This is a genomic window from Clostridium sp. ZBS2 (assembly GCF_023845855.1).
GTDB classification, from domain to species: Bacteria; Bacillota; Clostridia; order Clostridiales; family Clostridiaceae; genus Clostridium; species Clostridium aquiflavi.
This window is the reverse complement of sequence record NZ_JAMQIF010000021.1, coordinates 76245-100170: the sequence shown is the minus strand read 5'-3', so window position 1 is coordinate 100170 and position 23926 is coordinate 76245. Positions and strand designations below refer to the sequence as shown.

The following is a 23926-nucleotide window of genomic DNA, read 5'->3' as shown; positions in this document are numbered from 1 at the left end:
CAGTAAATGTGACAATACTCATTGAGTATTCTCAAAGTCCAATTACAATGCCACTTTGCCTATTGCAAATATCACAATATATTTTAAATATAAAGATTAATTTAATTAACTGTATGTTCAAAATGACATTGTACTATGTGAAAGTTTATAATGTTTTTTTATTTGAATTAATTCTTAATTTTATTGAAATTATGAAACAAGAGAATAGTGGGATTAATAGTAGTAAAACTATTGATGCTAATTGAAAATATTTTAAAAAGTGAAATAGTATATAGTTATTGTTTGAAACTAAGTAAGATAATATAAAAATGATAATCAAAAATATACTGAAGAATACTTTTTTACTTTTTATTTTATCATGATAAATTAAAAATATTGCATATCCAGATAATATATATTTAATAAAAAAACCTGTAACAATTCTAAAAATATAAAAGAACTCACCAAATTCTATAAATTCTAATATTTGAATTATATCTGATTGAATAAATCCAGGATAAAATATATTAGCTACTCTTTCAGCTCCTAATGTAGCGATGACTCCAACAGTAGAAAATATTGTTATGATTGAAACAAGTAGTAGTGAAATAAGGGTATTCTTTTTTAAATCTTTTTTACTATTTAGTAGTTTTAAATAAGGAAGAACAATGCAAATTGATGATAAAGATCCTAATAAAAATAAGATACATTTTATTGAATCTATATTTAAATTATTATGTAAAATTGGGAAAATATATCTGTAATTTTTATAAGGTTCAATTAAAATAGCAAGAATTCCATCACTTAATAATAAAAGTGAGAAGGATACTATAACAAAAATTAATATTGAAGAAAATTTTCTTGTTAACAAATAAATACTAGGAATTAAAAATAACAACAAATAATATCCAATAGAAGATTCTAAAAATAAATTTGTATATATAAAATTAGATTCTATTGAGGTGCTTTCTATAGCATTTAATAAAAGTCCAATTGAAAATAAAAATAAAAAGATATTTGCTATGGGTTTAGGTAAATATTTTTTTATTGATTTTACTAAATCTGGACTATCTAATTTATTTAATGTCGTTATTATAAAATAAAAAAATAATATCAAAATTAATAATGATATTAATAAATATATCCAAGTATCTTGTTTACCGTATTTTATAAAGAATGAACTATAAGTTCTAATGCTAATTAATGTAGTTGCTAATATTAAAATTATGCAATGTTTAGTTGATAAATAATTTTTCATTCGAGATTCTCCCCTTTTAAGTACTATATATAATAATTTATAAATTTACCATTATGATTAAATAATTACTCAAATTATATTTTGATTATTTTTATCAAAATAATACCTTGATTTTAGTATTAACAAAAAAATGAATATTAAACCACTTAAGAGAGATAATATTTTTAGGTGATGTATTTATGAATGAAAATTTAAATTACTTTAAAAAAAGATTTGAGAAAGCATTTGATGTAAAATATAGGGATGTTGATACTAAGCTTGGAAAAGCAACTTTGATATTTATTGATACATTGTGTAATTCACAATTTATAAGTGATTATATTGTAAGTCCACTGAAAAATTATAGTTATGAATGTAATACATTAGATGATATTGTTACTAAAGTATTAGAAATAAATATAGTAGGTAATGTTAAAGATTTGGACGATGCAGTATTGCATATATTATCAGGAGATATAGTATTAACATTTGAAAATGAACAAAGAATGATTTTCTGTGAGGTAAAGGGGTTTCCAACTAGAGGTATAAGCATTCCTGTTACAGAGTCAGTAGTAAAGGGACCAAGAGAAGGATTTAATGAATTATTTGTTAATAGTATTTCATTAATAAGAAGAAAAATTAAAAACTCTGATTTGAAATTTGAACCATTATATGTTGGAGAAAAATCTCAAACAGTTGTATGCTTATGCTATATAGAAGGAGTAGCGCCAGATTATTTAATAAATGAAGTAAAAGAAACTATTAATAATTTGCATTTAGATTTTATACTAGATACTAATTATATAGAAGCTAAGCTGAGAAAAAAAGATTCATTATTTGATACTGTTGGATATACTGAAAAGCCAGATGAAGTAGCAGCTAAAATAATGGAAGGAAGGGTAGCTGTATTAGTAGATGGAACTCCATTTGTTCTAACAATTCCATATTTCTTTTTAGAAAATTTTCAAACTCCAGATGATTATTATTTAAATAGAATTTTTGTGAATTTTTTAAGAATATTAAGGTGGCTTGCTTTTTTCTTAGCTACATTTATGCCAGGCTTATATATAGCTGTTGTTACACATCATTTTTCATTGCTGACCCCTATGTTTACATTTAGATTAGCTGTTGCAAGGGCTGGAGTGCCATTTCCAACATTTTTTGAGGTTATAATTATGATGCTAGCTTTTCAGCTTATTAAAGAAGCAGGATTAAGATTGCCACAACCAATTGGTGGAGCTATGAGTATAGTTTCAGCATTAATACTTGGAGATGCAGCAGTAGGAGCAGGTATAGCATCGAGAATAACAATAATTATAGTTGCATTAAGTACATTAAGTTACTTCTTGATTCCTAAAGTATATGGAGCAATTTCTATTTGGTCAATAGGTGTCGTAACACTTAGTGCATTATTTGGATTACCAGGATTTTTTATGTCATTTATAATTATATTAAGTAATATATCAGATTTAGAAACAGGAGGATATTCATATTTATTTCCTATTGCAACAGATACAACTTATAAATTTAGAGATACAATATTTAGAGGCAGATTAAGTAAAATTTCTAAGACAATAATAGGAAAGGAGAAACATAATGAAAATTAAAAGAGCTTTTATAATTTTATTAGTAATTTTAATATCCTTTTCTATGATTTCATGTTTTAACTATCATGATATAAATAAGGTTACTTTTGTAACAAGTATTATATTTGATGAAGATGAAAATTCTAATGTTGTTTTGTATTTAGACTGTGTTAAAGCGTTTAGAAATGCTAATGAGAGTATTGAAAAAGGAAAAAGATTAATATATAAAGGTCAAGGCAAAACTGCTTTAGAAGCAATTAGAGATGTCAATATGGCAGCTAGCTTTAAATTAAATTTTACGCAAAATAGAGCATATATTTTTACAGGTAATGCTGTTAAAAATGGAATAAAGAAATATATAGATTTAATAAATAATGATCCTGAGTTTCCAATAACCCCTAATATGTTTACTTATTTTGATGATGTTGATAAACTTTTAGAACTGTCAAGTAGTGATGAAGAGTATTTAGGATTATTTTTAGATGATTTAGTAGAAAAAAATGAAAATTCTTCAAAAGTAATAAAATTGGATACAAATGCTTATATGCTTCAAAGGCTATTACCTAATAATTTATCTATTATGAGTACATTAAAATTAAAGGAAGATGCACGTGATAAAAAGATAGAATTAGGTGGCGGAACAATAATTCAAAATGATAGAATGATTGGAAAAATAGATACGCTAAATACATTAAGTTATAATTTGTTAACAAATAATATTAAAAGTGGAATATTAGAAGTTGTAAACCCAGATTCTAAAAATAATTTTATAACATTAAAAATACTAAATTCTAAAATAAAAACATCTGTAGATTATTCTAATGATAAGATAATATTAAATAAAAAACTTAAATTAAAAACTAATATTGCTGAATCACAAAGTAAATTTATAGTGGATAAGGAATTTTTAAATAGTATTTGCGAACTAGAGGAAGAAAGTATAAAAACACATCTAAAAGATACATTTAATGAGTATAGAGAAAAAAATGTAGATATATTGCAAGTAGTGAATTTATTAAATCAAAAATATGGATATGAAAAAGAAGAAGACTATTTATCTAAAGTAGAACTTAATGTTGAGGTAGATATAGATATAAAAGGAAGTGGTAGAATTAAAAATAGTTTATAGATAAATATTTATTGACTATTTCAAGAACATGTTTATACTATAATATCAACATTTATTTAAAATATTACCAATAATCAAACCATGCTTTAAGTTAAAACTTGATTTTGTAGTAGGTATGAAATTATAAGTTATTTCTCTTTAAGCATGGTTTTGTTTTAATTACTCAGACCACTTTGTTTATGCATATATCAATACTAACATAAAACAAAGTCTAATTATTAACTTTTGAATTGTTGCCAAAATATAAGGATAACGATATACTATAAATATTGTAAGTTAAATGTATATAATAGTAGATAATTGAACTTAGTTCAATAATTTAGGAGGTTTATAGTAATGGCAAATATATTAGATGAGTTACTTGATCGTGGGTACATAAAACAATTTACTCATGAAGAGGAAACAAGAAAATTATTAGAAAATGAGAAAGTAACTTTTTATATAGGATTTGATCCGACAGCAGATAGTTTACATGTAGGTCACTTTATAGCGATGATGTTTATGGCTCATATGCAAAGAGCAGGACATAGACCAATAGCTTTATTAGGCGGCGGAACAGCAATGGTTGGAGATCCAAGTGGTAAGACTGACATGAGAAAAATGCTTACTAAGGAACAAATACAACATAATGTTGATTCTATAAAAAAACAAATGGAAAGATTTATAGACTTTTCTGATGATAAAGCCTTAATAGTAAACAATGCAGATTGGTTACTAGATCTTAATTATGTTGACTTTTTAAGAGAAGTAGGAGTTCATTTCTCAGTTAATAGAATGTTAAGTGCAGAATGTTTTAAACAAAGATTAGAAAAAGGATTATCATTCCTAGAATTTAACTATATGTTAATGCAAGGATATGATTTTTATGTTTTAAATCAAAAATATGGATGTAAGATGGAACTTGGTGGAGATGATCAATGGTCTAACATGATTGCTGGTGTTGAACTTGTAAGAAGAAAAGCACAAGGTGATGCAATGGCTATGACTTGTACATTATTAACTAATAGCCAAGGACAAAAAATGGGTAAAACTGTTGGTGGAGCATTATGGCTTGATGCTGATAAAGTATCTCCATTTGACTTCTATCAATATTGGAGAAATGTTGATGATGCAGATGTAGAAAAATGTTTAGCATTATTAACTTTCTTACCAATGGATGAAGTAAGAAGATTAGGTGCCTTAGAAGGTGCTGAAATTAATGGAGCTAAGAAAATTCTTGCTTATGAAGTTACAAAACTTGTTCATGGAGATGAAGAAGCTAAGAAAGCAGAAGAAGCAGCTAATGCTTTATTCTCAGGTGGTGCTGACATGTCAAATGTACCAACAGTAACTATAGCTAAAGAAGATTTAGGTTCAACAGTTTTAGATGTAATAGCTAAGGCTAAAATAGTTCCATCTAAAAAAGAAGGAAGAAGATTAATAGAACAAGGTGGTTTATCTATTAATGGAGAAAAGATCACTGAATTAACAAGAACGTTAAACGAAGATGATTTTAAAGATGGATCTGCCTTAATAAAAAGAGGTAAGAAAAATTATAATAAAATAGAAATACAATAGTAAAGCTATAATGCCAATGTGCACTTATACTAAAATATCAATATTTGTTTTAAAAATAACATATTGCAATTAAAAAATAGGATTTGAAAAATTATTTCAAATCCTATTTTTTTAGGTAATTTAATGGTTATTAAGATTTTGATATATTATAATTATATTTCTTATATGTTAATTTATTCATTATTATAACGATAAATAAATAGGATAGTTAGAAAAAATAATTTTACGGTTTGTTTAATATATAATTTATGATTAAAGGGGGGAATAAATAAATGCCAGGTATTTGGAATGTAAATAATGTCTATAATAATAGTAATACGAGAAAATTTTCTAGTAAATTAACTTTTTCAGTAGGGGAAAAATTTAGTGGAAGAATTGTATCTAAGGGAGAAGGTAAAGATGTTACTATAAGATTATCAGATGGATGGCAGTTCATTGCAGAACTTGATGGAAATGTTAACTTAGATGATCTTAAACTAGTAAATTTTCAAGTAGAAGATTTTAAAGATGGAAAATTAAAATTAAAATTAGTATCCAGTGAACAAAAAGGTGAAGAGGTCTCTAATGAAGTATTTAAAGATATAATTGATAAAGAAGGTTTATCTAAAGAAGATATAAATATATTAGAAAAAATGATTAAACATAATATACCCTTAACTAAGGATAATATAAATAAAATTAAAGGATTAATTCAATTCAATGAAAATATAAACTTAAGCTCAGACAATATAGATGATTTTATACAAAATTATCTTCAAAGTAAAGGGATTGATATAAATACTCCTAAGGGAGAATTTATAAAACAAAATCTTGTGGAATTTTTCAGTAATTTTAAAAATATGTCAAGTGATGAAATATTATTATTTTTAGAAAACAATATGGAATTTTCAACAGAAAATATAAAAAGCTTTAATGAGCTTTTTAAGGGTGATTTATCAATAGAAAAATTATTATATAAATTATCTCAGGAGTTAGATAATTCACAATCAAATTTAAAAGATATACAAAATAAAGAGATAATAACTAATAAAGAATATTTAAATAAAGAAAATATAAATAAAGAAAATATAAATAATGAATTTTTAAAAAATAATAATAAAAATTCTTTAATATCTAAAATATATGATTCAAATGATGTTTCAAAGAATAAAGTTAGTGTTGTATCATTACTAAAGAGTATTACTGGTGACAATGAGAGAATTTTAAATGATTATTTAAAGGATATAATTAATTCTAGAGCTGAGAATTTAACAACGAAAGAATTTAATAGATTAATTTCATTAACATCAAAATTTGAAGACAGTGATATAGTAAATTTAATCAAAAATGAATTATCAGCTAAAGGATTATCTGATGAAACTATAAAATCTAACGGTCTAGAGAGTAAAGTTATAGATGGTAAAAATTTATTAGAGAATACTTTAGGAAAAATTTTAAATAAAGAAGTAAATTTAACTGATGAAGAATTTAAAAGATTTAATGATCTTATTAAATATAAATTACAAACTAACATAAATGAACAGGATATAAAACAAGAAGCAGTTAAGTTTGATAAAAGTCAAATTTCTCAATTAAAACCTGATCTTAATAATTTATATTCAAAAGATATTGAAAACTTCTCAAATAAAGATTTGATAAAACAAGAAATGGTAAACAAATTTAATGAGGTAAAAAATATTGTAAAAGATATAATAAACAATATTGATAATAAAGCAGTAGGTTATGAGAAGGTTATGGAAATGATAAAAGGTAATATTGGAGAATTTAAAGTATTTAATTCTATAAGTGAACAGTATTATTATTTAAATTTTCAAGTTCCTGTTAATGCAGAAGAATATCCTTGCAAACTAATTATAAAAGACAACAGAAAAGATGGAAAGAAAATAGATAAAACTAATGTAAAAATGGTTGTTAATGTTAAAACTATACATTTAGGTGATGTTGATGGATATTTAACGTTAAAAGATAATAGGATAGATATAAATTTAAAGTGTGATAATAAGTATGTAGATATAATAAGTAAAAATAAGAGTAAATTAAAATCCGGATTAGAAACACTAGGACTAGTTACAGAAGTTAGTGTTTCATTAAGAGAAGAACCTATTAACTTAGTAACTTGTGGCAAATTTTTTAATGATTTAAGTATCTCAAATATTGATATTAAGGTATAATAAAGTAGATATATTTTGAGTGTAAATTGTTTATGGAGTGAGTATATATGACTGAAAGAAAAAAAGCAGCAGCTCTTAAATATGAATTAAATAATACTGAAGCTCCAATTATAGCAGCATCAGGAATGGGACATATTGCAGATAAAATAATAGAAAAGGCACAAGAAAATGAAGTTCCCATAGTTTATAATAAAGAGTTAGCAAATTTGTTATGTAACGTTGATGTTGGAGATGAAATACCAACAGAGTTGTATGAGGCAGTAGCTCATGTAATAGCATTTGTAACTGATATAGATAAAACACTATAATTGTGTAAAAAACGGAAAGGTGATAAATTAATGGCACTTTATACTATTTCAGATTTGCATTTAGCAATGAATGTTGAAAAGCCAATGGATATATTTGGGGAAAATTGGGTTGGGCATTGTGAAAAAATAAAGAAAAATTGGCTAGAAAAAGTTAACGATGATGATATGGTATTAATAGCAGGAGATATTTCATGGTCACTTAAGGAAAGCGATAGCAAGTTTGATTTAGACTGGATAGATTCTTTACCAGGTAAAAAAATTATAAGCAAAGGAAATCATGATTATTGGTGGGGAAGTATATCTAAATTAAATAAACTATATGAAAATACCAAATTTCTTCAAAATAATTTTTATACTTATAAAAATTATGCCATTTGTGGTACAAGAGGTTGGATCTGTCCTGGGGGAGATAAGTATTCATCTAAGGATGAAAAAATTTATAGTAGAGAACAAATAAGATTGAAATTATCTTTAGAGTCAGCAAAAAGTAATGGATATGAAGATATTATAGTTATGATTCATTATCCTCCAACTAATGATAAGTTTGAAAAATCAGCCTTTTTAGAAATATTTAAAGAATATGGTGTAAAGAAAGTTATATATGGACACCTACACGGCCCATCATTAAAAGGTAATTTATTAGATGGTGATTTAGATGGAATAGAATATATATTATCATCAGCAGATTATCTTGATTTTAATCCAAAGCTGATTATAGAATAAAGATGTTGAAAAAATATTTTTTCAACATCTTTTTTTATGTCTAGGAAAGTATTAAATGTTTTCAATTTAAAATCTAGTTATATTAATGGAGTGAGAGATGTGAAGTGTATGAAATATCATCAACTAAGTGGACGTGGCACAGCTATTTTTTATGTTAAGTAGTTGTAAGATTTTCTATATAAGTTGTAATTTAATTAATAACCTTTAGAGTTATTTTAAATTATAGTCATTAAGAACTATTTATATATACGGTGTATAACTTAATATAAGTAGTAATAATTTTATAGGGAGAACATTTTGGGAAAGGGATATATATTAGTAAGAATATTTAAGGTTAAGGAAGCTTTACCTAAAACTGAGGGAAAACTCATAATTACTAATGCTGAAAATGGAAATGTAGTTTATGAGAAAGATAATGCATTTGATGTTAGTGGTAGAAGTGAATTAATAGAAGTAACTACGCCTGAAAAAAGTTTGTCTCAGCAGCCATATGAAGAAGGTACTATCCCATATTCTGTATATAATATAGATGTGCTATCTGAAAATTTTAAAGAAGTTATTGTTGAGGGAGTAAGTGCTTTTGAAGAAATAACTTCTATACAGAATATTGAGCTAATTGAAGAAGATAAAGAGAGTACTTTTAATGCTTCAGCAGAAAAAATTATTATTTCGCCGGAACAGCTTGTACTTAATGCAAAAAGGGATAGACAAGTAGGTTCTATGGCTGAGCCTTTAGTTTTAGACAAGCCATATATACCTGAATTTATTGTTGTACACTTAGGAACGCCAAGTTCAGCTGCTGAAAATGTGACGGTAGGGTTTATTGATTATATTAAAAATGTTGCTTCAAGTGAAATATATCCAACATGGCCGGAAGAATCATTAAAAGCAAATATATATTGTCAAATATCATTTGCATTAAATAGAATTTATACAGAATGGTATAGAAGCAAGGGATATTCATTTCAAATCACTAATTCAACTGCGTATGATCAATATTTTATAAAAGGTAGAAATATATTTGATAACATAAGCAAAATAGTAGATGAAATTTTTAGTGAATATATTATAACTATTGGGAACAAAACCCCATTCTTTGCACAGTATTGCAATGGTACAACAGTTAAGTGTGATGGGTTATCTCAATGGGGAACTGTAGATTTAGCAAATGCTGGTATGAAAGCTTTAGGTATTCTTCAATATTATTTTGGCTATGATAAAACTTTAGTTAGAGCAACTATGATTGAAGGAATACCAGAATCTTATCCAGGAACACCTCTTAGACTTAATGATGAAAATAATAATGTTAAGGTTATACAAAAACAATTAAATAGAATATCTAAAAATTTTCCTGCAATACCTAAAATACCATATGAAAATGGGAAGTTTGATAAAATAACTGAAGATGCAGTAAAAGTATTTCAGAAAGTTTTTAATCTTACTCAAGATGGTATTGTAGGAAGAGCTACTTGGTATAGAATATCATCTATTTATGTTGGTGTAAAAAGATTAGCAGAGCTTGATCAAGAGCCAGAAATTGATGGAGAAAATCCACCTCCAGATTCAGGGGGAGAGTATCCAGGATATTTATTAAAGTATGGTTCAAGGGGAGAAAAAGTTAAAGAAGTTCAGAGTTATCTTTCAGTTATATCTAAATCGTATAATATACCAAGTATTAAGGCAGATGGAATATTTGGTCAAATGACAAAAGATGCTGTTATAGCTTTTCAAAGGTTATTTGGACTAGTTCCAGATGGAATAATAGGGATAAATACATGGAATAAAATATATTATGTATATAAAGATTTGATTAAAGGAACTGGACAACAAGGCCTTAATGAAGAATTTGATGGAAAATATCCGGGTTATTTATTAAGTTATGGCTCAAGAGGAGAAAAAGTTAGAGAAATGCAGACATATCTTTCAGTTATATCTAAATCATACAATATACCAAGTATTAATGCAGATGGAATATTTGGAGATATGACAAGAAATGCTGTGTTATCTTTTCAAAGATTATTTGGATTAGCTCAAGATGGGGTAGTAGGATTAAATACTTGGAATAAGATATATGAAATTTATAGAGGTTCAGAAAAGTCTAATGTAGAAGAAAAGATTTATTCAGCTGATTATCCAGGTTATGTGTTAAAAGAAAATTTATATGGCGATGATGTTAGATGGGTACAAACTTATTTAAATGCCATATCTGAGTTTTATAAAGAGATACCTAAGATAAAAGTAGATGGAATATTTAAGAAAAAAACTAAAAATGCCGTAATAGCCTTTCAAAAAAATTTTGGATTGAATGTAGATGGAAAAATTGGCGTAAATGATTGGAAAAAATTAATATCAGTATACAATAGTTTAGATGGTGGACAAAATATTAATAAATCTGATATATTATATGATTATCCAGGTTTTGATTTAGAATTAGGAGATCGAGACGGGTATGTCACAGTTTTTCAAAAGTATATAAATGTTCTTGCTAAAAATAATTATTTATCAAATCAAATTATAGAAAATGGTGTATTTGATAAAAGAACGGAAAATGCTGTTAAAGAACTACAGGAGAAGTTTGGATTAAAAGTAACAGGAATAGTTGATAAATTTACTTGGGATAAAACATCATCGTTATATGAAATTTTATATACTGGCAAGGGAATTAAAAGAAGTAGAAAATAAAAATTAAATATTTAATTTATAGTATTCATATTTTGCAAATAAAAGTATTCTGATTTTTAAAATATACTTTTTGTAATTTAAATTTATTTTAATAATAAAAAGAAAAGATGTAGAGGTAGTCTACATCTTTTCTTTTTTGTTAGCTTTAATTTAATATATTATTTAGTAATACTTTTACTTAGGTTGTTTAATGTATTGTTAAAGTTATCTAAAGAATCTGATTGAACATCTAATTTAGACGCAATTTCTTGAGTTAATTCAGAATTTTTTCTTGCAATATCATTTACTTTTTCAACACAATTAATAACATCATCTTTTTTATTTGAAGCAGTTGTAAGATTTCCTATACAAGTTGTAATTTCATCAATAGTTTCTTCTATAGAAGATTTAATATTATTAAAACTACCTTTTGTAGCATTTAATGAAGTATGTTGAACAGCTAAAGCGGAATTTCCAGAATTCATAGCTTCTGATGCTTGAATTATATCTGTTTTAATTTCTTCTAATATATCTGTTATACTTTGAACCGCTAATTTTGAGTTTTCTGCAAGTTTTCTTACTTCACCAGCAACAACTGAGAATCCCTTACCAGCTTCACCAGCTCTTGCAGCTTCTATTGCAGCATTTAATGATAAAAGATTTGTTTGACTAGCTATTTGACTGATAGAATCAGTTATCATATTTACAGATTCTAATTTACTAACTAAAGCATTTATAGTTTTAGTTGAAACTGTAAACATATGTTGTAATTCATTTAATGATGTATCTAAATTTTCAATTGATACAATTCCATTATCAGCGACTTTATCTGTATCTAATACTTGTCCATGAACATTAGCAACATTTAATGCTAATTCTTCCATATTAGATCTAAAATCATGTAATAAATCTGTTGCATGGTTTGCTTCATGATTTTCAGACATTGATAAGTTTGCTAAATGTGATACTGATGAATTAATATCGTTAATAGAGTTATGAATTTTAGAACTTTCAATTTTTAATTCAGAAAGACCTGTACCTATTTTACTAATTTCTGAATTATCATTAGTTTGTGGTAAAGTGATATTTTGTGTATTTTCTAAAGTCTTATCTTCTGTATATCTTTTGTTTTGAAAAAATCCCATAAGATTTTATCCCCCTTTATTTATAGTTCTAAAGTCTTTAATTATATTAATTATCGTTTGCTTTTATTAAATCTCGACCATTTCTAGCTAATTCTTTTATTTTATATGAAGCCCCAATAGTTGTTATAGCTTTAGAATACCATATAAGGGCCTCTGAATCGTTACCAAGTCGTCTATTTAGTTCTCCTAAAATATACATTGTAGAATCACGTTGAAGACCATACATGGGAAATGATTCTACAATGTATGCTTCATTAAAACCTTTTAATGCTTTTTCTAAAAAATGCAATTCATTTTGTATATCACCTAAAAGTCTATACATCCAAGCAATTTTTAAAGAAATCATAGCTTTGTTGCTATAATTAGAGTTTAATATTACAGAAGTCACTAATGCAAGTTTATAACGCTCAACAGCAATACTTGCAGTAATTATATCTGGATAATCTCTAGGTTTCCATAAAGGTTTTATCTTTTCTAAAACAATTTCTTTCTGATGTTTTTTTATCTTAAAAAAATCTATTTTCATAGAAGCATATCCGCAATTGTTACAAATCCATATATCATAAAAATAAGGATTTGGTGAAGAATATCTTATGAAAAAATCAGAATCTTTAGATAGTATCCTTGGCGAATTAACTTTCACAGCATTAACTTTAAATTTAAATTCACATATAGGACAATGCACTTGCTTTAGAAATAAATGTTTTCTTATTTCTGCCTCACACACTTTATTTCACCTCAATATAAATTACATGTCAAATTATAATTTACTTTTATTAAATTTATAATTTTAACCATTAAATTATACCACAATATACTATTAAAAAAAATAATTCTAATTAGATAAATAATTACACATAATCTAAAGTTTTTGATATAATAAATATGAATGATATTTAAAAGGATGGTATTTATGGCAATAAACGATTGGAAAAGTTTTTTAATGCCGTATGAGCAAGCAGTAGAGGAACTTAAGGTAAAATTAAAGTCTATAAGAAAAGAATATAGAAGAAAAAATGAATATTCACCGATAGAGTTTGTTACTGGCAGAGTAAAAGAAGTTTCTAGTATATTAGAAAAAGCTAATAAATTTGAAATACCTATAGATCAAGTTAGATATGAATTAGAAGACATAGCTGGAATAAGAATAATGTGTCAATTTGTAGATGATATAACTAAAGTTGTAGAATTATTGCGTGGAAGAAAGGACATGCAAATTCTTTATGAAAAAGACTATGTTAGAAATGTAAAAGAAAGTGGTTATAGAAGCTACCACATGATAATAAAATATCAAGTAAATATGGCAGAAGGACCAGTAGATATTCTTGCAGAGTTCCAAATTAGAACTTTGGCTATGAATTTTTGGGCTACTATTGAACATTCGCTTAATTATAAATATAAACAAAACATACCTACTCAGTTGAAAGAAAAACTTAAAAGTTCAGCTGATGCAGCTTTTAAATTAGATGAAGAAATGCTACAAATAAAAGATGAAATAAAAGATGCCCAAAAGCTTTTTGAAGTGAAATCTAGCATAATTTCAAATATTATGAACTCTTTATTGACTTTAAGCTCATTAGGTAAAGAAGCAGAAGCAGCAAGACATGAAAAGACTTTAAATAAACTTATTCAATACGGAGAAATTTGGGAATTGGATAACTTGTTATTTTATGTTAAAAAAGATGTTGAAAAATATAGAGAATAATATTAAAGCTATGTTTGATAGTATATCAAACATAGCTTTAATAATAGGTAAAATTTCAAAAGAAAGGATTATATAATCATGATAGGAAAAGAATTAATGAAAAAGTTAAAAGAAAATCCAGAATATATTAAAGAAATTAGATATATAGATGATGAGCTTAATTTATTTATAGTTAAAAATAATGCAAATAATATAAAATATATTGAAAATCCAAGTAAAGAAGTGCAGTTAGAAGCAATAAAAGGTAGTCCTTTATCAATACAATATATTGATAATGTCTATGAAGATGTTGGAGCTATATGTGTAAAAGCATTATGGAATTCATTAAAATATATAAAAAATCCAACAGAAAAAATAATAAGAGAAGCTATTAATACTAAGGGATGGGCAATTCAATTTATAAAAAATCCATCTGAAGAATTGAGAATTTTAGCTGTTGAAAGAGATTTTGATGCTATTAAATATATAGAAAATCCGTCAGAAGAAGTACAATTAACAGCTATTAAAAATTATTATTCGGCAATTAGGTATATAAAAAACCCAACTTTAAATGCAAAATTAGCAGCTATTGCATCACATGAGGAAGGAATAAATTATATTTCTAATTATGATTTAGATGAAGTAAAATTATTTATTTATAAAAATATAAATGTTGTTAAATATATTTATGAAAATATAGATATAGATTTAGTTATAGAAGTTCTAATGGATAAGATAAAAAATGAAAATATAGAAGAAAAATACATGAGAGACTTTTTAGAATTAGAAATCTTAGAAATGGATAAAGTTAATTTTGTCTGGGAATATGGATCTAAAAATGCAAAGAAAATATTAGTTGATTATAAATTATCTATGTAATGTTAAGCTATATAAATGAGATGAGAATTATAATTAATTTTAAGTAATAAAAAATATTACATGCAATAAAGGGGGAAGATATTTTGAATTATACAGAAACTTTAAAAACAGCTGATTTAGTTATGAATTCAAAGGATGTACCATTAATAATTGGAGAAAGTGGAATAGGAAAAACATCATTAGTTAGAGAGATAGCTAAAAATGATAATTATTCATTAGTTACTATAGACGCAAATCTTTTAAAAGAGGGAGAAATAGGGGGATTGCCTGTAGTAGAAAATAGGGAGGTAGTGTATGCAACACATAATAAGTTGATAGAGGTAAAAAATTTATTATGTAAAGATGATATAAATGGGGTTATATTATTTATTGATGAATTAAATAGATGTGACCATGCAGTTTCACAGGAACTTATGAACCTTATATTAAACAGAGAGATAAATGGTTATGTTTTAGATGAAAGAGTGAAAGTTATTGCAGCTATGAATCCATCAAATAAATATGATGGATTTTCAGACAGTCAATATGAAGTAGTAGATATGGATCCAGCTCAAGAAGATAGATTTGTATGGTTAGAAATGCAATCTGACGTAAAGGAATGGATAAAATGGGGAATGAGTACAGATGGGAATATTCATGAACACATAATAGAATTTATATCTACATTTCCTCAATACTTACATACGCCAAACTCAATGGAAAGCATAAAAGCAACTCCAAGAAGCTGGCATAGAATATCTAAAGCTTATGAGGTGTATTTAAATAACAAGGATAAATATGATTTTAATATATTTTTAAATACAGTGAGAGGAAATGTTGGATCTAATATATGTAATGATTTTGCTGATTTTATACTTCATATAAGAAAACCACTGATCAAAGTTGAAGAGTTATTTGAAAATGAAATTTTAAGTTTTGATTTAAAGGAAAAGTTAGAAAATGAAAATCACTCAAGATTATATATATTAGCTAAAAATGCAATCTTATTTGTAGAAAGAAATTCTTCAGAAAAGAATTTAATATTATTTTCAAAGGTGTTAGATTTATATCCTAGAGATTTAAGACTTGGAATAATGAAAGAAATTAAGAAAGACCATAAAGATGGGTTATATGAATTGTTATTAAATCAAGATGAATTTATAGAAAGCTTTTTTAACATATTTATCAAATAGCATATTTTCAGTAAAATGTTAATATGTATATAGGTAAAGCTTAGCAGAGTAGTTAAGTTTAAATATTAAGTATAGTTGCATTAAATAGACATGAATACAATCGAAAGGAGGAGTTAGGTGGATTTTAATAATAAAAAAGAAGAACTTTTAAAAAAAGCGTATAATATAAAAAGTATTGATGAATTTGATAATATGTATATAAAGAGTTTCTTCGAATTAGTTGAAGAGGTTATTCTTGATTTATTAGAAAGTGAAGATTCATTTTTTGGTCAATTTATGTTAAGAGTAAAAAGGCAAATAAGAATTGAGTTGAAATCACCTATAGCTACTATTCCTAAAAGAAGTGGATTTAACATGTACTTTAACCCTATATTATTTTTACAGTGTGAAAAGAAAGAAATGTCAGCATTATTTAAGCATGAGATTTATCATATAATGTATTCACATTTTTCTAGAGAGAGAAAAATGAAAGAAAGATTAAGTAAAGAAGCTATAAATACTGCACTAGATATTTCGATAAATCAATATATAAAAAATCTTCCACCTTGGAGTAAAAAGATTAATTCTATAAATATGGAATATAATTTAAATTTAAAAGAAGATAGAAGTGCAGAAGAATATGCAGAGGAAATTTATAAATCAATTAAGTCAAGAATAAAGGACCCTAAAATTGACAAAGAAGAGTCATTAGATGAAATTAATTTAGAGAATGCTCATGATATATGGGAAGAAATAGATGTATCTCAAGAAGACATTGAAAGTTTAACGAAGAAAACAGCAGTTAGCATATGTGATAAAAATATGCCAAGTGATATTGAAGAGATAATTTTAGCTTATAGTGAAAACGCAGAGATATCTTGGCAAAGAATATTAAAAAATTTATTACCATCTGTAAAAAATGGATATAAAAAAACTACAACTAGAAGAAATAGGAGGCAACCTAATAGATTAGATTTGAGAGGAAGGTTACCAAAAAACAACTCAGAATTAATAGTTGCAATTGATATAAGTGCAAGTATGAGTGATGATACTTTACATAAAATTTTGGTTGAAATATTAGAGATTAGTAAAACTATAAATAATGATATAATAATAATAGAATGTGATGATACCATTAAAAGAGTATACAAATTACGAAGTCCAAAAGATATAAAAAAGAGAAGTGAAAATAATGGATCAACTGCCTTTACTCCGGTATTTAGATATATATTAGAAAATAATTTAAGAAATGCGGTATTAATTTATTTTACAGATGGTGTAGGAGAAAAGGAATTAGATATAAAGCCGTTGAATAAAAGAATAATATGGGTGTTAATTGGTTCAGAAGAATTTTCATTAAAAAATCATTATGGAACAGTAAAGAGAATAAGCAGTGATAAGAAAGAAAAAGTTGAAGGAAATATTGGGTTACGTATGGTTAATTCAGTAATACATGATTGGGCTAGATAACAAGTAAGTAATTAATTAAAATGACCTGTTTAAGCAGATTATTGATATGTGCATAAGCAATTAAGGAGGGGAAGTGTGAGTAAAAAATTTAAAGTAAGAGATTATGCCATTATTATAACTGTATTATTTGCTATTAGTTTAATAATAAATATTTTTAGCTATGTTAATATAAGAGATTATAAATATAGAATTGGTAGGGAATCTCAACTTAATATCGAAGATATAAGACAAAGAAATGAAAGCAACATGGACATTCTTAATATGAGCATAGATCAAGGGTGCATAAAAAATGAAGAATTATTAAAGCTCTATAAGAATTATGAAATTATTGCAAATGATACAATAGAATTATGGGAACAGTATGGGGAATATAAAGCAAACAGTTTTTCAATATTTTCTAAAAAAATAGAAACTAAAAAAATAATACAAAATGATGTACATGGCAGAATAAAAGAATATATGTTTATTGTATTAAATGAAGCTATGAAAAATAGAGAATCTGGTTTAATATTAAATGAAAATTATTTGGATGATTTTGTTGTTATGAATGAGTTAGCAGAAAAAATATATCATTATTTTGAAGAGTTTAATTCTACAAAATTATCAAATTTTACTGGAGTAGATAGAGAAAAGAAAAGTATTAGAAATAATTATTGGATTGATATGTTACAAGGGATATATGACATTAGTGATGAGTATTCGAATATTCAATTGAGTGTAAGTAATATTGAAAATGTTAATAATATAGATATTATTAACGAAGGTAAATAAAAAAATACAACTACTTAATTTAAGTAGTTGTATTGTATATATTAGTGACATCCACTACATGAACCACCACAGCCTCCAGCAGGAGCTATAACTGGTTTTAAGGTAAGACCTCTACCTTCATTTTCATTAGTAGAAAGTATTATAAAGCCACCAAATTCTTCTATTAAAGTTTTTTCCATGATGAAAGATACATCATTTACTTTTTCTACAACATCAGTATCAGTAGCTTGAGATACTGAGATATTAAATATTGGACCGCTACAAGCAGCACCAGCAAAATTTATTCTAATATTAAAATCAGATATGTTATTATCATCTAAAAAACCTTTGAATTCATTATAAGCTTCTTCGCTTATAGTAATGTTTTTCATATAAATCACCTACTTAAATTAAAATGATTAACAAAAATGTTAATGAATTAAGTATATCATACAAGATACAAAATAAAAAGATTATAAATCATATAAAATATAGTTTGGAGGTATAAAGTATGATATAATTTATCAGTAATTTATCTCTTTAAAGTATTAAGGTTAAAATTTATAATTTTAAGTATTAAAAGGGTTTATATTATTAATAATAATTTATATAATAAGTTTTATATTAGTTTTAGAAGGGAAAAATTTATGAAACCGTATAATAAAGATTTTATAGTAAAAGAAGTACAAGAATATAATTCTCTTATAAATGAGTATAGCCTTGGACGTTATTGTATAAAAAAGAAAAGTAGTAAGGGAATAAAACTTCAAGGATATATGTATGAAAATACAGAAGAATATGATTTACCTATAATACAATTATTAAAAGATGATAAAAGCCTTATGCGTATTACACCAAAAGAAATAGAAAGTTCTTATCAAGCAATAAAATTTGCTAAAGGTAAAGTAGGAATTGTAGGTCTTGGTCTTGGATACGTAGTGGATAAGATTGCAAAAAAAACTAAGGTAAATCAAGTTATAGTATATGAAATTAGTGAAGAAGTAATAGAAATGTATAAGAAAAACTTTGGAGAAAATAAAAAAGTTAAGATTATACATGGAGATGCATTTAAAGCAAAACCAGAAAAATTCGATTTTTTCTATGTTGATATATATGAATATAAATTGGAATTAAAAGTAGTAGAAGACTATAATACATTTAATAAATTACATGAAATAGAAGAGTATTCATTTTGGGGAATGGAGCATTTTCTTTTAAGTTGTAATTATGAAGAAGTTTTATGGGTATATATTCCAGAAAATTGGATTGAAATGAGTAAAAATTTATATGTATCTCTTGATACATCAGGGTATATAAAGAACTATAAACAATTAGAGGAAGATAAAGTAAGAGATGTACTTAAAGAATTTAAAAAAATTTTAAATAACGATATAGAAATATAATTATTATAAAAATATATTTTAATATCACAAAAAAATCTATGTATACTTCATTATTAAAAAGATATGAATTATACATAGGTTTTTTTATTACTTTTATTTTTAAAATTAAAGATAAAGTAAGATTTATTTCTATAATTATCTTTATAATGCAATATTTTGTTGAATTATAAGGGATATAATGTTATCATATTTAGTGTTTAACAAAATATGAATGATAATAGCACACTTATTGAAAAATAAGGTCGCAAAGCTTATGAGTCTAAGGAAAATTTATTTTCTATGATCGTCAGGTTGCCAAAATACAGTTAATTTACAATTGTATAATTTAAAATTTTGGTGTCTATGAATTCATAGATACTTTTTTATTATTTAGGAATTCATATTATGCACCATTATTTCTGCACTACGTTTGAAAAGAGTACATAGCTAAAAAATCGACGTTCCACAGTCTCTTAGCGATTTTTTTGTTTTAGTAGATTAAAGTGTTAGCAACTTAAAATTAATATATATTGAAAGGTAATTTAATGAATGCAAAAGAAAAAATGGATGATTAACTTTTAAGAATACGTTTTATATAAAAATACAAAAGAAAACTAATAATTTTACAAGGGGGTGTATTTAAAGAGTTTTTTGTTATTACAAATAAGAAAATCATTTTAAGGGTAAGGAGAAAATACTTATGAAGAAAATAGATGAACTATTACAACAGATAGAAGATATTATTCAATATGGAATAGATAAAGATGGAATGATAAAAATTTTAAAAATTTTAAATTGTTCTATTCCATTTGAAATATTAGATGAAATTAAATTATATGGAGATTATTTACCTAAAGTTGCGGAAAATGGAATATCGGAGGAGAAAAGATATTTACATTTTTTATGGGATGTATTGGACAAGTCACCCATGTGTCTTATAGCTAATTTTGCAATTCCTTATAGAAGGATTTTAGCTAAAAAATTATTTAAATCTTGTGGAGAAAATTTTATAGCTGAAGAAAATGTTAGATTTAATGTACCAGATAATATTGAATTTGGTGATGATGTATTTATTAATAGAGGAACTTTTATAGATTCAAAAGGAGGAATTAAAGTTGGAAATTTTGTTGGCATAGGTGAGGGGGTAACTATACTTACTCATTCTCATAAAGAAGATAATCATTCTTTTAGAGAATATAGCGAGGTAGTAATAGAAGATTATGCAAAAATATATTCTAATTCAACAATACTTCCAGGAGTAAAAATAAAAACAAAAGGAATAGTTGCAGCATGTTCTTTAGTTAATAAAGATGTAGGAGAAAATGTGTTAGTTGCAGGAGTTCCAGCAAAAGAATTTAGAAAAAGAAATACTTTTAATAAAGATAAAAATGAATTAAATCATGTATGGCTTCACAATAAAAGCTTTCAAAAATAAATAGTGATTTTTGAATCAAATGCTACATTTTAAAATAGATATTATTAGGAGGGTAATCATGAAGAAAAATATTAATCTTGATTTTAAGAAAACATCTGTAAAATCTAAATTAATGTTAATAATCATACCAATAGTTGCTGTTGGATTATTATTACTAACATCAATAACATATGGTTCTGCAAAAAATATGATAGAAAAAGAATTAGTTAATCTTATGTCAGAAAGGGAAGCAGAGGCTGTAAATAATATTGACACTTGGTTGAATTCAAGACTTTCAGAAGTAAAGGAAGTAGCTCAAAGTCCTATATTAGAGCGTGTTTTAGAGATTAATCCAGACTTGAACTTAGAAAATAATGATGAATCTATAGCTCTTATAGACCAGTTGAATTTATCACGTTGGACTTTTGTTAATAATACATATCCTAATGAATATGCAGCTTTACATATTTTAAATGGAATTTCAGCAAATGAATGGAAAAGTATAGAGAATTCAAATAAGCTTTTTGCAAGATATTATAATGTAAATGCAGATGAGTGTAAAACTTCTCCATGGGCTAAAGCGGCTTTAGAAGAAAGTTTTAAAAAGTTTTCTGATAATAATGGTCCTTATGATATAATTTTAAATCCTACATATTCTGAAGCATATAAGAGAAATGTTGTTATGATGATTGCTTGGAAGAAGGATGAAATGGGAGAGGCTAAAATAGGGGCAGCATCTAGCTTAGCTATAGAAGTAGTAGAAAATAAAGTAAAAGAATTAAAATATGGAAAAAAAGGATATGGAATGTTAATAGCAGATAATGGGACATTTATATCACATCCAAATCAAGAATACGTTATGAAAGAAAATATAAATACACTAGAAGATAAGGAAATGCTAAAGCTATCATCTGCTATAAAATCACAAGATAAAGGTATAATTAAATTGGGTATGGGCACTGGAAAGAAGCTAGCATTTTATCATAAAGTACCTGTTACTAATTGGATGGTAGTGAATGTAGTATATGAAAGTGAACTTTTCTCAATTTGTACTAAACTATTAATATTAATGCTAATAATAGCAATATTAATTATAATAGCAGTTATTTTAACAATATATAAGTTTTCAACTAATATGCTTAAACCATTAACAAATATAAGTATATTTGCTGATGAAGTAGCAGCTGGTAATTTAAGTGCAAATATAAATATTAATTCAGATGATGAATTTGGAAAAGTTGCTAAAGCATTAAATAATACAGCTCAATATTTAAAAATTTATATTTCTGAAATAGATGAAGTACTAGGAAGTATTTCTAATGGAAACATTAATGTAAATGTAGAAGGTGAATATAAAGGTGATTTTGTAGGTATAAAAGAATCTTTAATAAAAATAGTATCATCATTAAATAATACATTTACTCAAATAAGAGAAGCAACACAACAAGTTTCTAGTGGATCTCAGGAGGTAGCTTCAGTAGCTCAAGTATTAGCACAAGGAGCATCTGATCAAGCAAGTTCAATAGATGAATTAACAGCATCAATTGGGGATATTAATGAACAATTAAAAGGTACAGCTAAGCATGCAAATGGAACTAATGAAATTGTAAATCAATTAGTTACATATATTGAAGATAGTAACAAACAAATGGAAGATATGTTAAGTGCTATGAGCAATATTGATGTTTCATCTAAAAATATACAAAATATAATAAAAACAATAGCTGATATAGCTGAACAAACTAATCTATTAGCTTTAAATGCAGCAATAGAAGCAGCAAGAGCAGGGGAAGCTGGTAAAGGATTTGCAGTTGTTGCAGATGAAGTAAGAATGCTAGCAGAACAAAGCTCACAAGCAGTTAAGAGAACAACAGAACTTATTAAGAACTCAATAGAATCTGTAAATGAAGGTAAAGTAATAGCAGATAATACAGCAAGCTCATTAAAAGAAGTTGTAGAACACACTAAAGGAGCAACTGAATTAGTTGTTAATATAGTTAATTTAGCAGAAGAACAATCAGAATCTCTTAATAAGATAAATGAAAGAATAGAAGATATAGCTAATGTAATTCAATCTAATTCATCAATAGCAGAAGAAAGTACGGCTGCTAGTGAAGAATTAACAGCACAAGCAGAAAGCTTAGATTACATGGTTGCACAATTTGAATTAAAAGAAGATTAGTATATTCTGTGTTTTAAGATAATGAGTTGATATTATAGTATAAAGCTCGTGGACTAAGGAATTTACTTTAAGAACTCTAAAAATAAAGCTTAGTCTAATTAATGCATGTTCCCAATGAAACATTGGGACAAGCAATTAATTCAACAAATCTTTATTAAGAATTCTAAAAAGCAAATTCCAATGCCACTACGCTAATATACTATAATATTACCTCTGTTAAAACACAGAATATTTTTGTTTATGAAATTAGCAAAGTATAGTCCCATTTTAGCTTGCTCCTAATGTAAAATTGAGACAAGCAGTAAATGTGACTATTAAAAGGAAACTCGACTTCGCTGAGTAAGTTCGAAAAGCAAAATGTAAAATTTTGATTTTCACTTAACTATTCTCAAAGTTCAATATCAACTTTATTTAAAACACAGAATATTTTTTTATAAAATTGAGACAAGCGGTAAATGTGGTTATTAACAAAGAAATTTAACGTTGCTAAGTAAGTTGGAAAAGGCAAATATAAAAAA

At 25.7% G+C, this 23926-nt stretch carries 19 protein-coding genes and 1 riboswitch; of the genes, 15 read left to right on the top strand and 4 right to left on the bottom strand.

Features of this window, described 5'->3' with window-relative positions; translation table 11 throughout:
* Positions 1–145: 145 nt before the first annotated feature.
* The gene (locus NG918_RS13560) at positions 146–1237 is read right to left on the bottom strand and encodes a GerAB/ArcD/ProY family transporter (protein WP_252211814.1); all 1092 of its coding nucleotides are present in this window, start codon (positions 1235–1237) and stop codon (positions 146–148) included.
* A gap of 179 nt (positions 1238–1416) precedes the next feature.
* On the opposite strand from NG918_RS13560, the gene NG918_RS13555 reads away from it, so the two are divergent.
* From NG918_RS13555 to NG918_RS13525, 7 genes are all read left to right on the top strand, one after another.
* Positions 1417–2823 (top strand): spore germination protein, encoded by a 1407-nt coding sequence (locus tag NG918_RS13555; protein WP_252211815.1) that lies wholly within the window; start codon positions 1417–1419, stop codon positions 2821–2823.
* A complete protein-coding gene (locus tag NG918_RS13550; RefSeq protein ID WP_252226613.1) occupies positions 2813–3931 on the top strand; it encodes a Ger(x)C family spore germination protein in 1119 nt (372 codons plus the stop codon). The genes NG918_RS13555 and NG918_RS13550 overlap by 11 nt, the downstream gene beginning before the upstream one ends.
* 336 nt (positions 3932–4267) lie before the next feature.
* Positions 4268–5488 carry a tyrosine--tRNA ligase gene (tyrS, locus tag NG918_RS13545; protein ID WP_252211817.1) on the top strand — a complete coding sequence of 407 codons (1221 nt, stop codon included), beginning with the start codon at positions 4268–4270 and terminating at the stop codon, positions 5486–5488.
* Between the two features lie 272 nt (positions 5489–5760).
* A complete protein-coding gene (locus NG918_RS13540; protein WP_252211818.1) occupies positions 5761–7659 on the top strand; it encodes a flagellar hook-length control protein FliK in 1899 nt (632 codons plus the stop codon).
* A 47-nt stretch (positions 7660–7706) separates the two neighbouring features.
* Positions 7707–7967, top strand: a complete 261-nt coding sequence (locus NG918_RS13535; protein ID WP_252211819.1) for an EscU/YscU/HrcU family type III secretion system export apparatus switch protein — start codon at positions 7707–7709, stop codon at positions 7965–7967.
* A gap of 30 nt (positions 7968–7997) precedes the next feature.
* Positions 7998–8690, top strand: coding sequence for a metallophosphoesterase (locus NG918_RS13530; protein ID WP_252211820.1), 693 nt, complete (start codon positions 7998–8000; stop codon positions 8688–8690).
* Positions 8691–8987: 297 nt separating this feature from the next.
* A complete protein-coding gene (locus NG918_RS13525) occupies positions 8988–11372 on the top strand; it encodes a peptidoglycan-binding protein (protein WP_252211821.1) in 2385 nt (794 codons plus the stop codon).
* Positions 11373–11530: 158 nt separating this feature from the next.
* Here NG918_RS13525 and NG918_RS13520 read toward each other — a convergent pair whose 3' ends face one another.
* Together NG918_RS13520 and NG918_RS13515 are read right to left on the bottom strand one after the other, a co-directional pair.
* Entirely contained in the window at positions 11531–12496 is a 966-nt protein-coding gene (locus tag NG918_RS13520; protein WP_252211822.1) for a methyl-accepting chemotaxis protein, read from the bottom strand.
* A gap of 46 nt (positions 12497–12542) precedes the next feature.
* Complete coding sequence (locus NG918_RS13515; RefSeq protein ID WP_252211823.1) at positions 12543–13223, bottom strand: DUF2225 domain-containing protein; 681 nt, start codon at positions 13221–13223, stop codon at positions 12543–12545.
* A 186-nt stretch (positions 13224–13409) separates the two neighbouring features.
* Between NG918_RS13515 and yjbM the strand changes: the two genes are divergently transcribed.
* The 5 genes from yjbM to NG918_RS13490 all read left to right on the top strand — a co-directional run bounded on the left by yjbM (position 13410) and on the right by NG918_RS13490 (position 18451).
* Positions 13410–14201, top strand: coding sequence for a GTP diphosphokinase (gene yjbM / locus NG918_RS13510; RefSeq protein WP_003373100.1), 792 nt, complete (start codon positions 13410–13412; stop codon positions 14199–14201).
* Positions 14202–14279: 78 nt separating this feature from the next.
* Complete coding sequence (locus NG918_RS13505) at positions 14280–15059, top strand: hypothetical protein (protein ID WP_252211824.1); 780 nt, start codon at positions 14280–14282, stop codon at positions 15057–15059.
* An 83-nt stretch (positions 15060–15142) separates the two neighbouring features.
* Positions 15143–16231 carry an AAA family ATPase gene (locus tag NG918_RS13500; protein WP_252211825.1) on the top strand — a complete coding sequence of 363 codons (1089 nt, stop codon included), beginning with the start codon at positions 15143–15145 and terminating at the stop codon, positions 16229–16231.
* A gap of 117 nt (positions 16232–16348) precedes the next feature.
* Positions 16349–17680: a vWA domain-containing protein gene (locus tag NG918_RS13495; RefSeq protein ID WP_252211826.1), complete on the top strand. Its 1332-nt coding sequence runs from the start codon at positions 16349–16351 to the stop codon at positions 17678–17680.
* Positions 17681–17755: 75 nt separating this feature from the next.
* Positions 17756–18451 carry a hypothetical protein gene (locus NG918_RS13490; RefSeq protein ID WP_252211827.1) on the top strand — a complete coding sequence of 232 codons (696 nt, stop codon included), beginning with the start codon at positions 17756–17758 and terminating at the stop codon, positions 18449–18451.
* Positions 18452–18492: 41 nt separating this feature from the next.
* On the opposite strand, the gene NG918_RS13485 is transcribed toward NG918_RS13490, so the two are convergent.
* Positions 18493–18822, bottom strand: coding sequence for a HesB-like protein (locus tag NG918_RS13485; RefSeq protein ID WP_252211828.1), 330 nt, complete (start codon positions 18820–18822; stop codon positions 18493–18495).
* A 255-nt stretch (positions 18823–19077) separates the two neighbouring features.
* On the opposite strand from NG918_RS13485, the gene NG918_RS13480 reads away from it, so the two are divergent.
* The 3 genes from NG918_RS13480 (at position 19078) to NG918_RS13470 (ending at position 23408) form a co-directional block, all read left to right on the top strand.
* Positions 19078–19833 (top strand): methyltransferase domain-containing protein, encoded by a 756-nt coding sequence (locus NG918_RS13480; protein ID WP_252211829.1) that lies wholly within the window; start codon positions 19078–19080, stop codon positions 19831–19833.
* Positions 19834–20042: 209 nt separating this feature from the next.
* Positions 20043–20132, top strand: a riboswitch (cyclic di-GMP riboswitch).
* Positions 20133–20512: 380 nt separating this feature from the next.
* Positions 20513–21247: an acyltransferase gene (locus NG918_RS13475; RefSeq protein WP_252211830.1), complete on the top strand. Its 735-nt coding sequence runs from the start codon at positions 20513–20515 to the stop codon at positions 21245–21247.
* A 58-nt stretch (positions 21248–21305) separates the two neighbouring features.
* The gene (locus tag NG918_RS13470; RefSeq protein ID WP_252211831.1) at positions 21306–23408 is read left to right on the top strand and encodes a methyl-accepting chemotaxis protein; all 2103 of its coding nucleotides are present in this window, start codon (positions 21306–21308) and stop codon (positions 23406–23408) included.
* Positions 23409–23926 lie beyond the last annotated feature (518 nt).

Coding starts and splice junctions, on each gene's coding strand:
- NG918_RS13475 (WP_252211830.1), top strand. CDS start 20,513: ATGAAGAAAATAGATGAACTATTACAACAGATAGAAGATATTATTCAA.
- NG918_RS13535 (WP_252211819.1), top strand. CDS start 7,707: ATGACTGAAAGAAAAAAAGCAGCAGCTCTTAAATATGAATTAAATAAT.
- NG918_RS13480 (WP_252211829.1), top strand. CDS start 19,078: ATGAAACCGTATAATAAAGATTTTATAGTAAAAGAAGTACAAGAATAT.
- yjbM (WP_003373100.1), top strand. CDS start 13,410: ATGGCAATAAACGATTGGAAAAGTTTTTTAATGCCGTATGAGCAAGCA.
- NG918_RS13485 (WP_252211828.1), bottom strand. CDS start 18,822: ATGAAAAACATTACTATAAGCGAAGAAGCTTATAATGAATTCAAAGGT.
- NG918_RS13470 (WP_252211831.1), top strand. CDS start 21,306: ATGAAGAAAAATATTAATCTTGATTTTAAGAAAACATCTGTAAAATCT.
- NG918_RS13505 (WP_252211824.1), top strand. CDS start 14,280: ATGATAGGAAAAGAATTAATGAAAAAGTTAAAAGAAAATCCAGAATAT.
- NG918_RS13540 (WP_252211818.1), top strand. CDS start 5,761: ATGCCAGGTATTTGGAATGTAAATAATGTCTATAATAATAGTAATACG.
- NG918_RS13550 (WP_252226613.1), top strand. CDS start 2,813: ATGAAAATTAAAAGAGCTTTTATAATTTTATTAGTAATTTTAATATCC.
- NG918_RS13560 (WP_252211814.1), bottom strand. CDS start 1,237: ATGAAAAATTATTTATCAACTAAACATTGCATAATTTTAATATTAGCA.
- NG918_RS13530 (WP_252211820.1), top strand. CDS start 7,998: ATGGCACTTTATACTATTTCAGATTTGCATTTAGCAATGAATGTTGAA.
- tyrS (WP_252211817.1), top strand. CDS start 4,268: ATGGCAAATATATTAGATGAGTTACTTGATCGTGGGTACATAAAACAA.
- NG918_RS13520 (WP_252211822.1), bottom strand. CDS start 12,496: ATGGGATTTTTTCAAAACAAAAGATATACAGAAGATAAGACTTTAGAA.
- NG918_RS13555 (WP_252211815.1), top strand. CDS start 1,417: ATGAATGAAAATTTAAATTACTTTAAAAAAAGATTTGAGAAAGCATTT.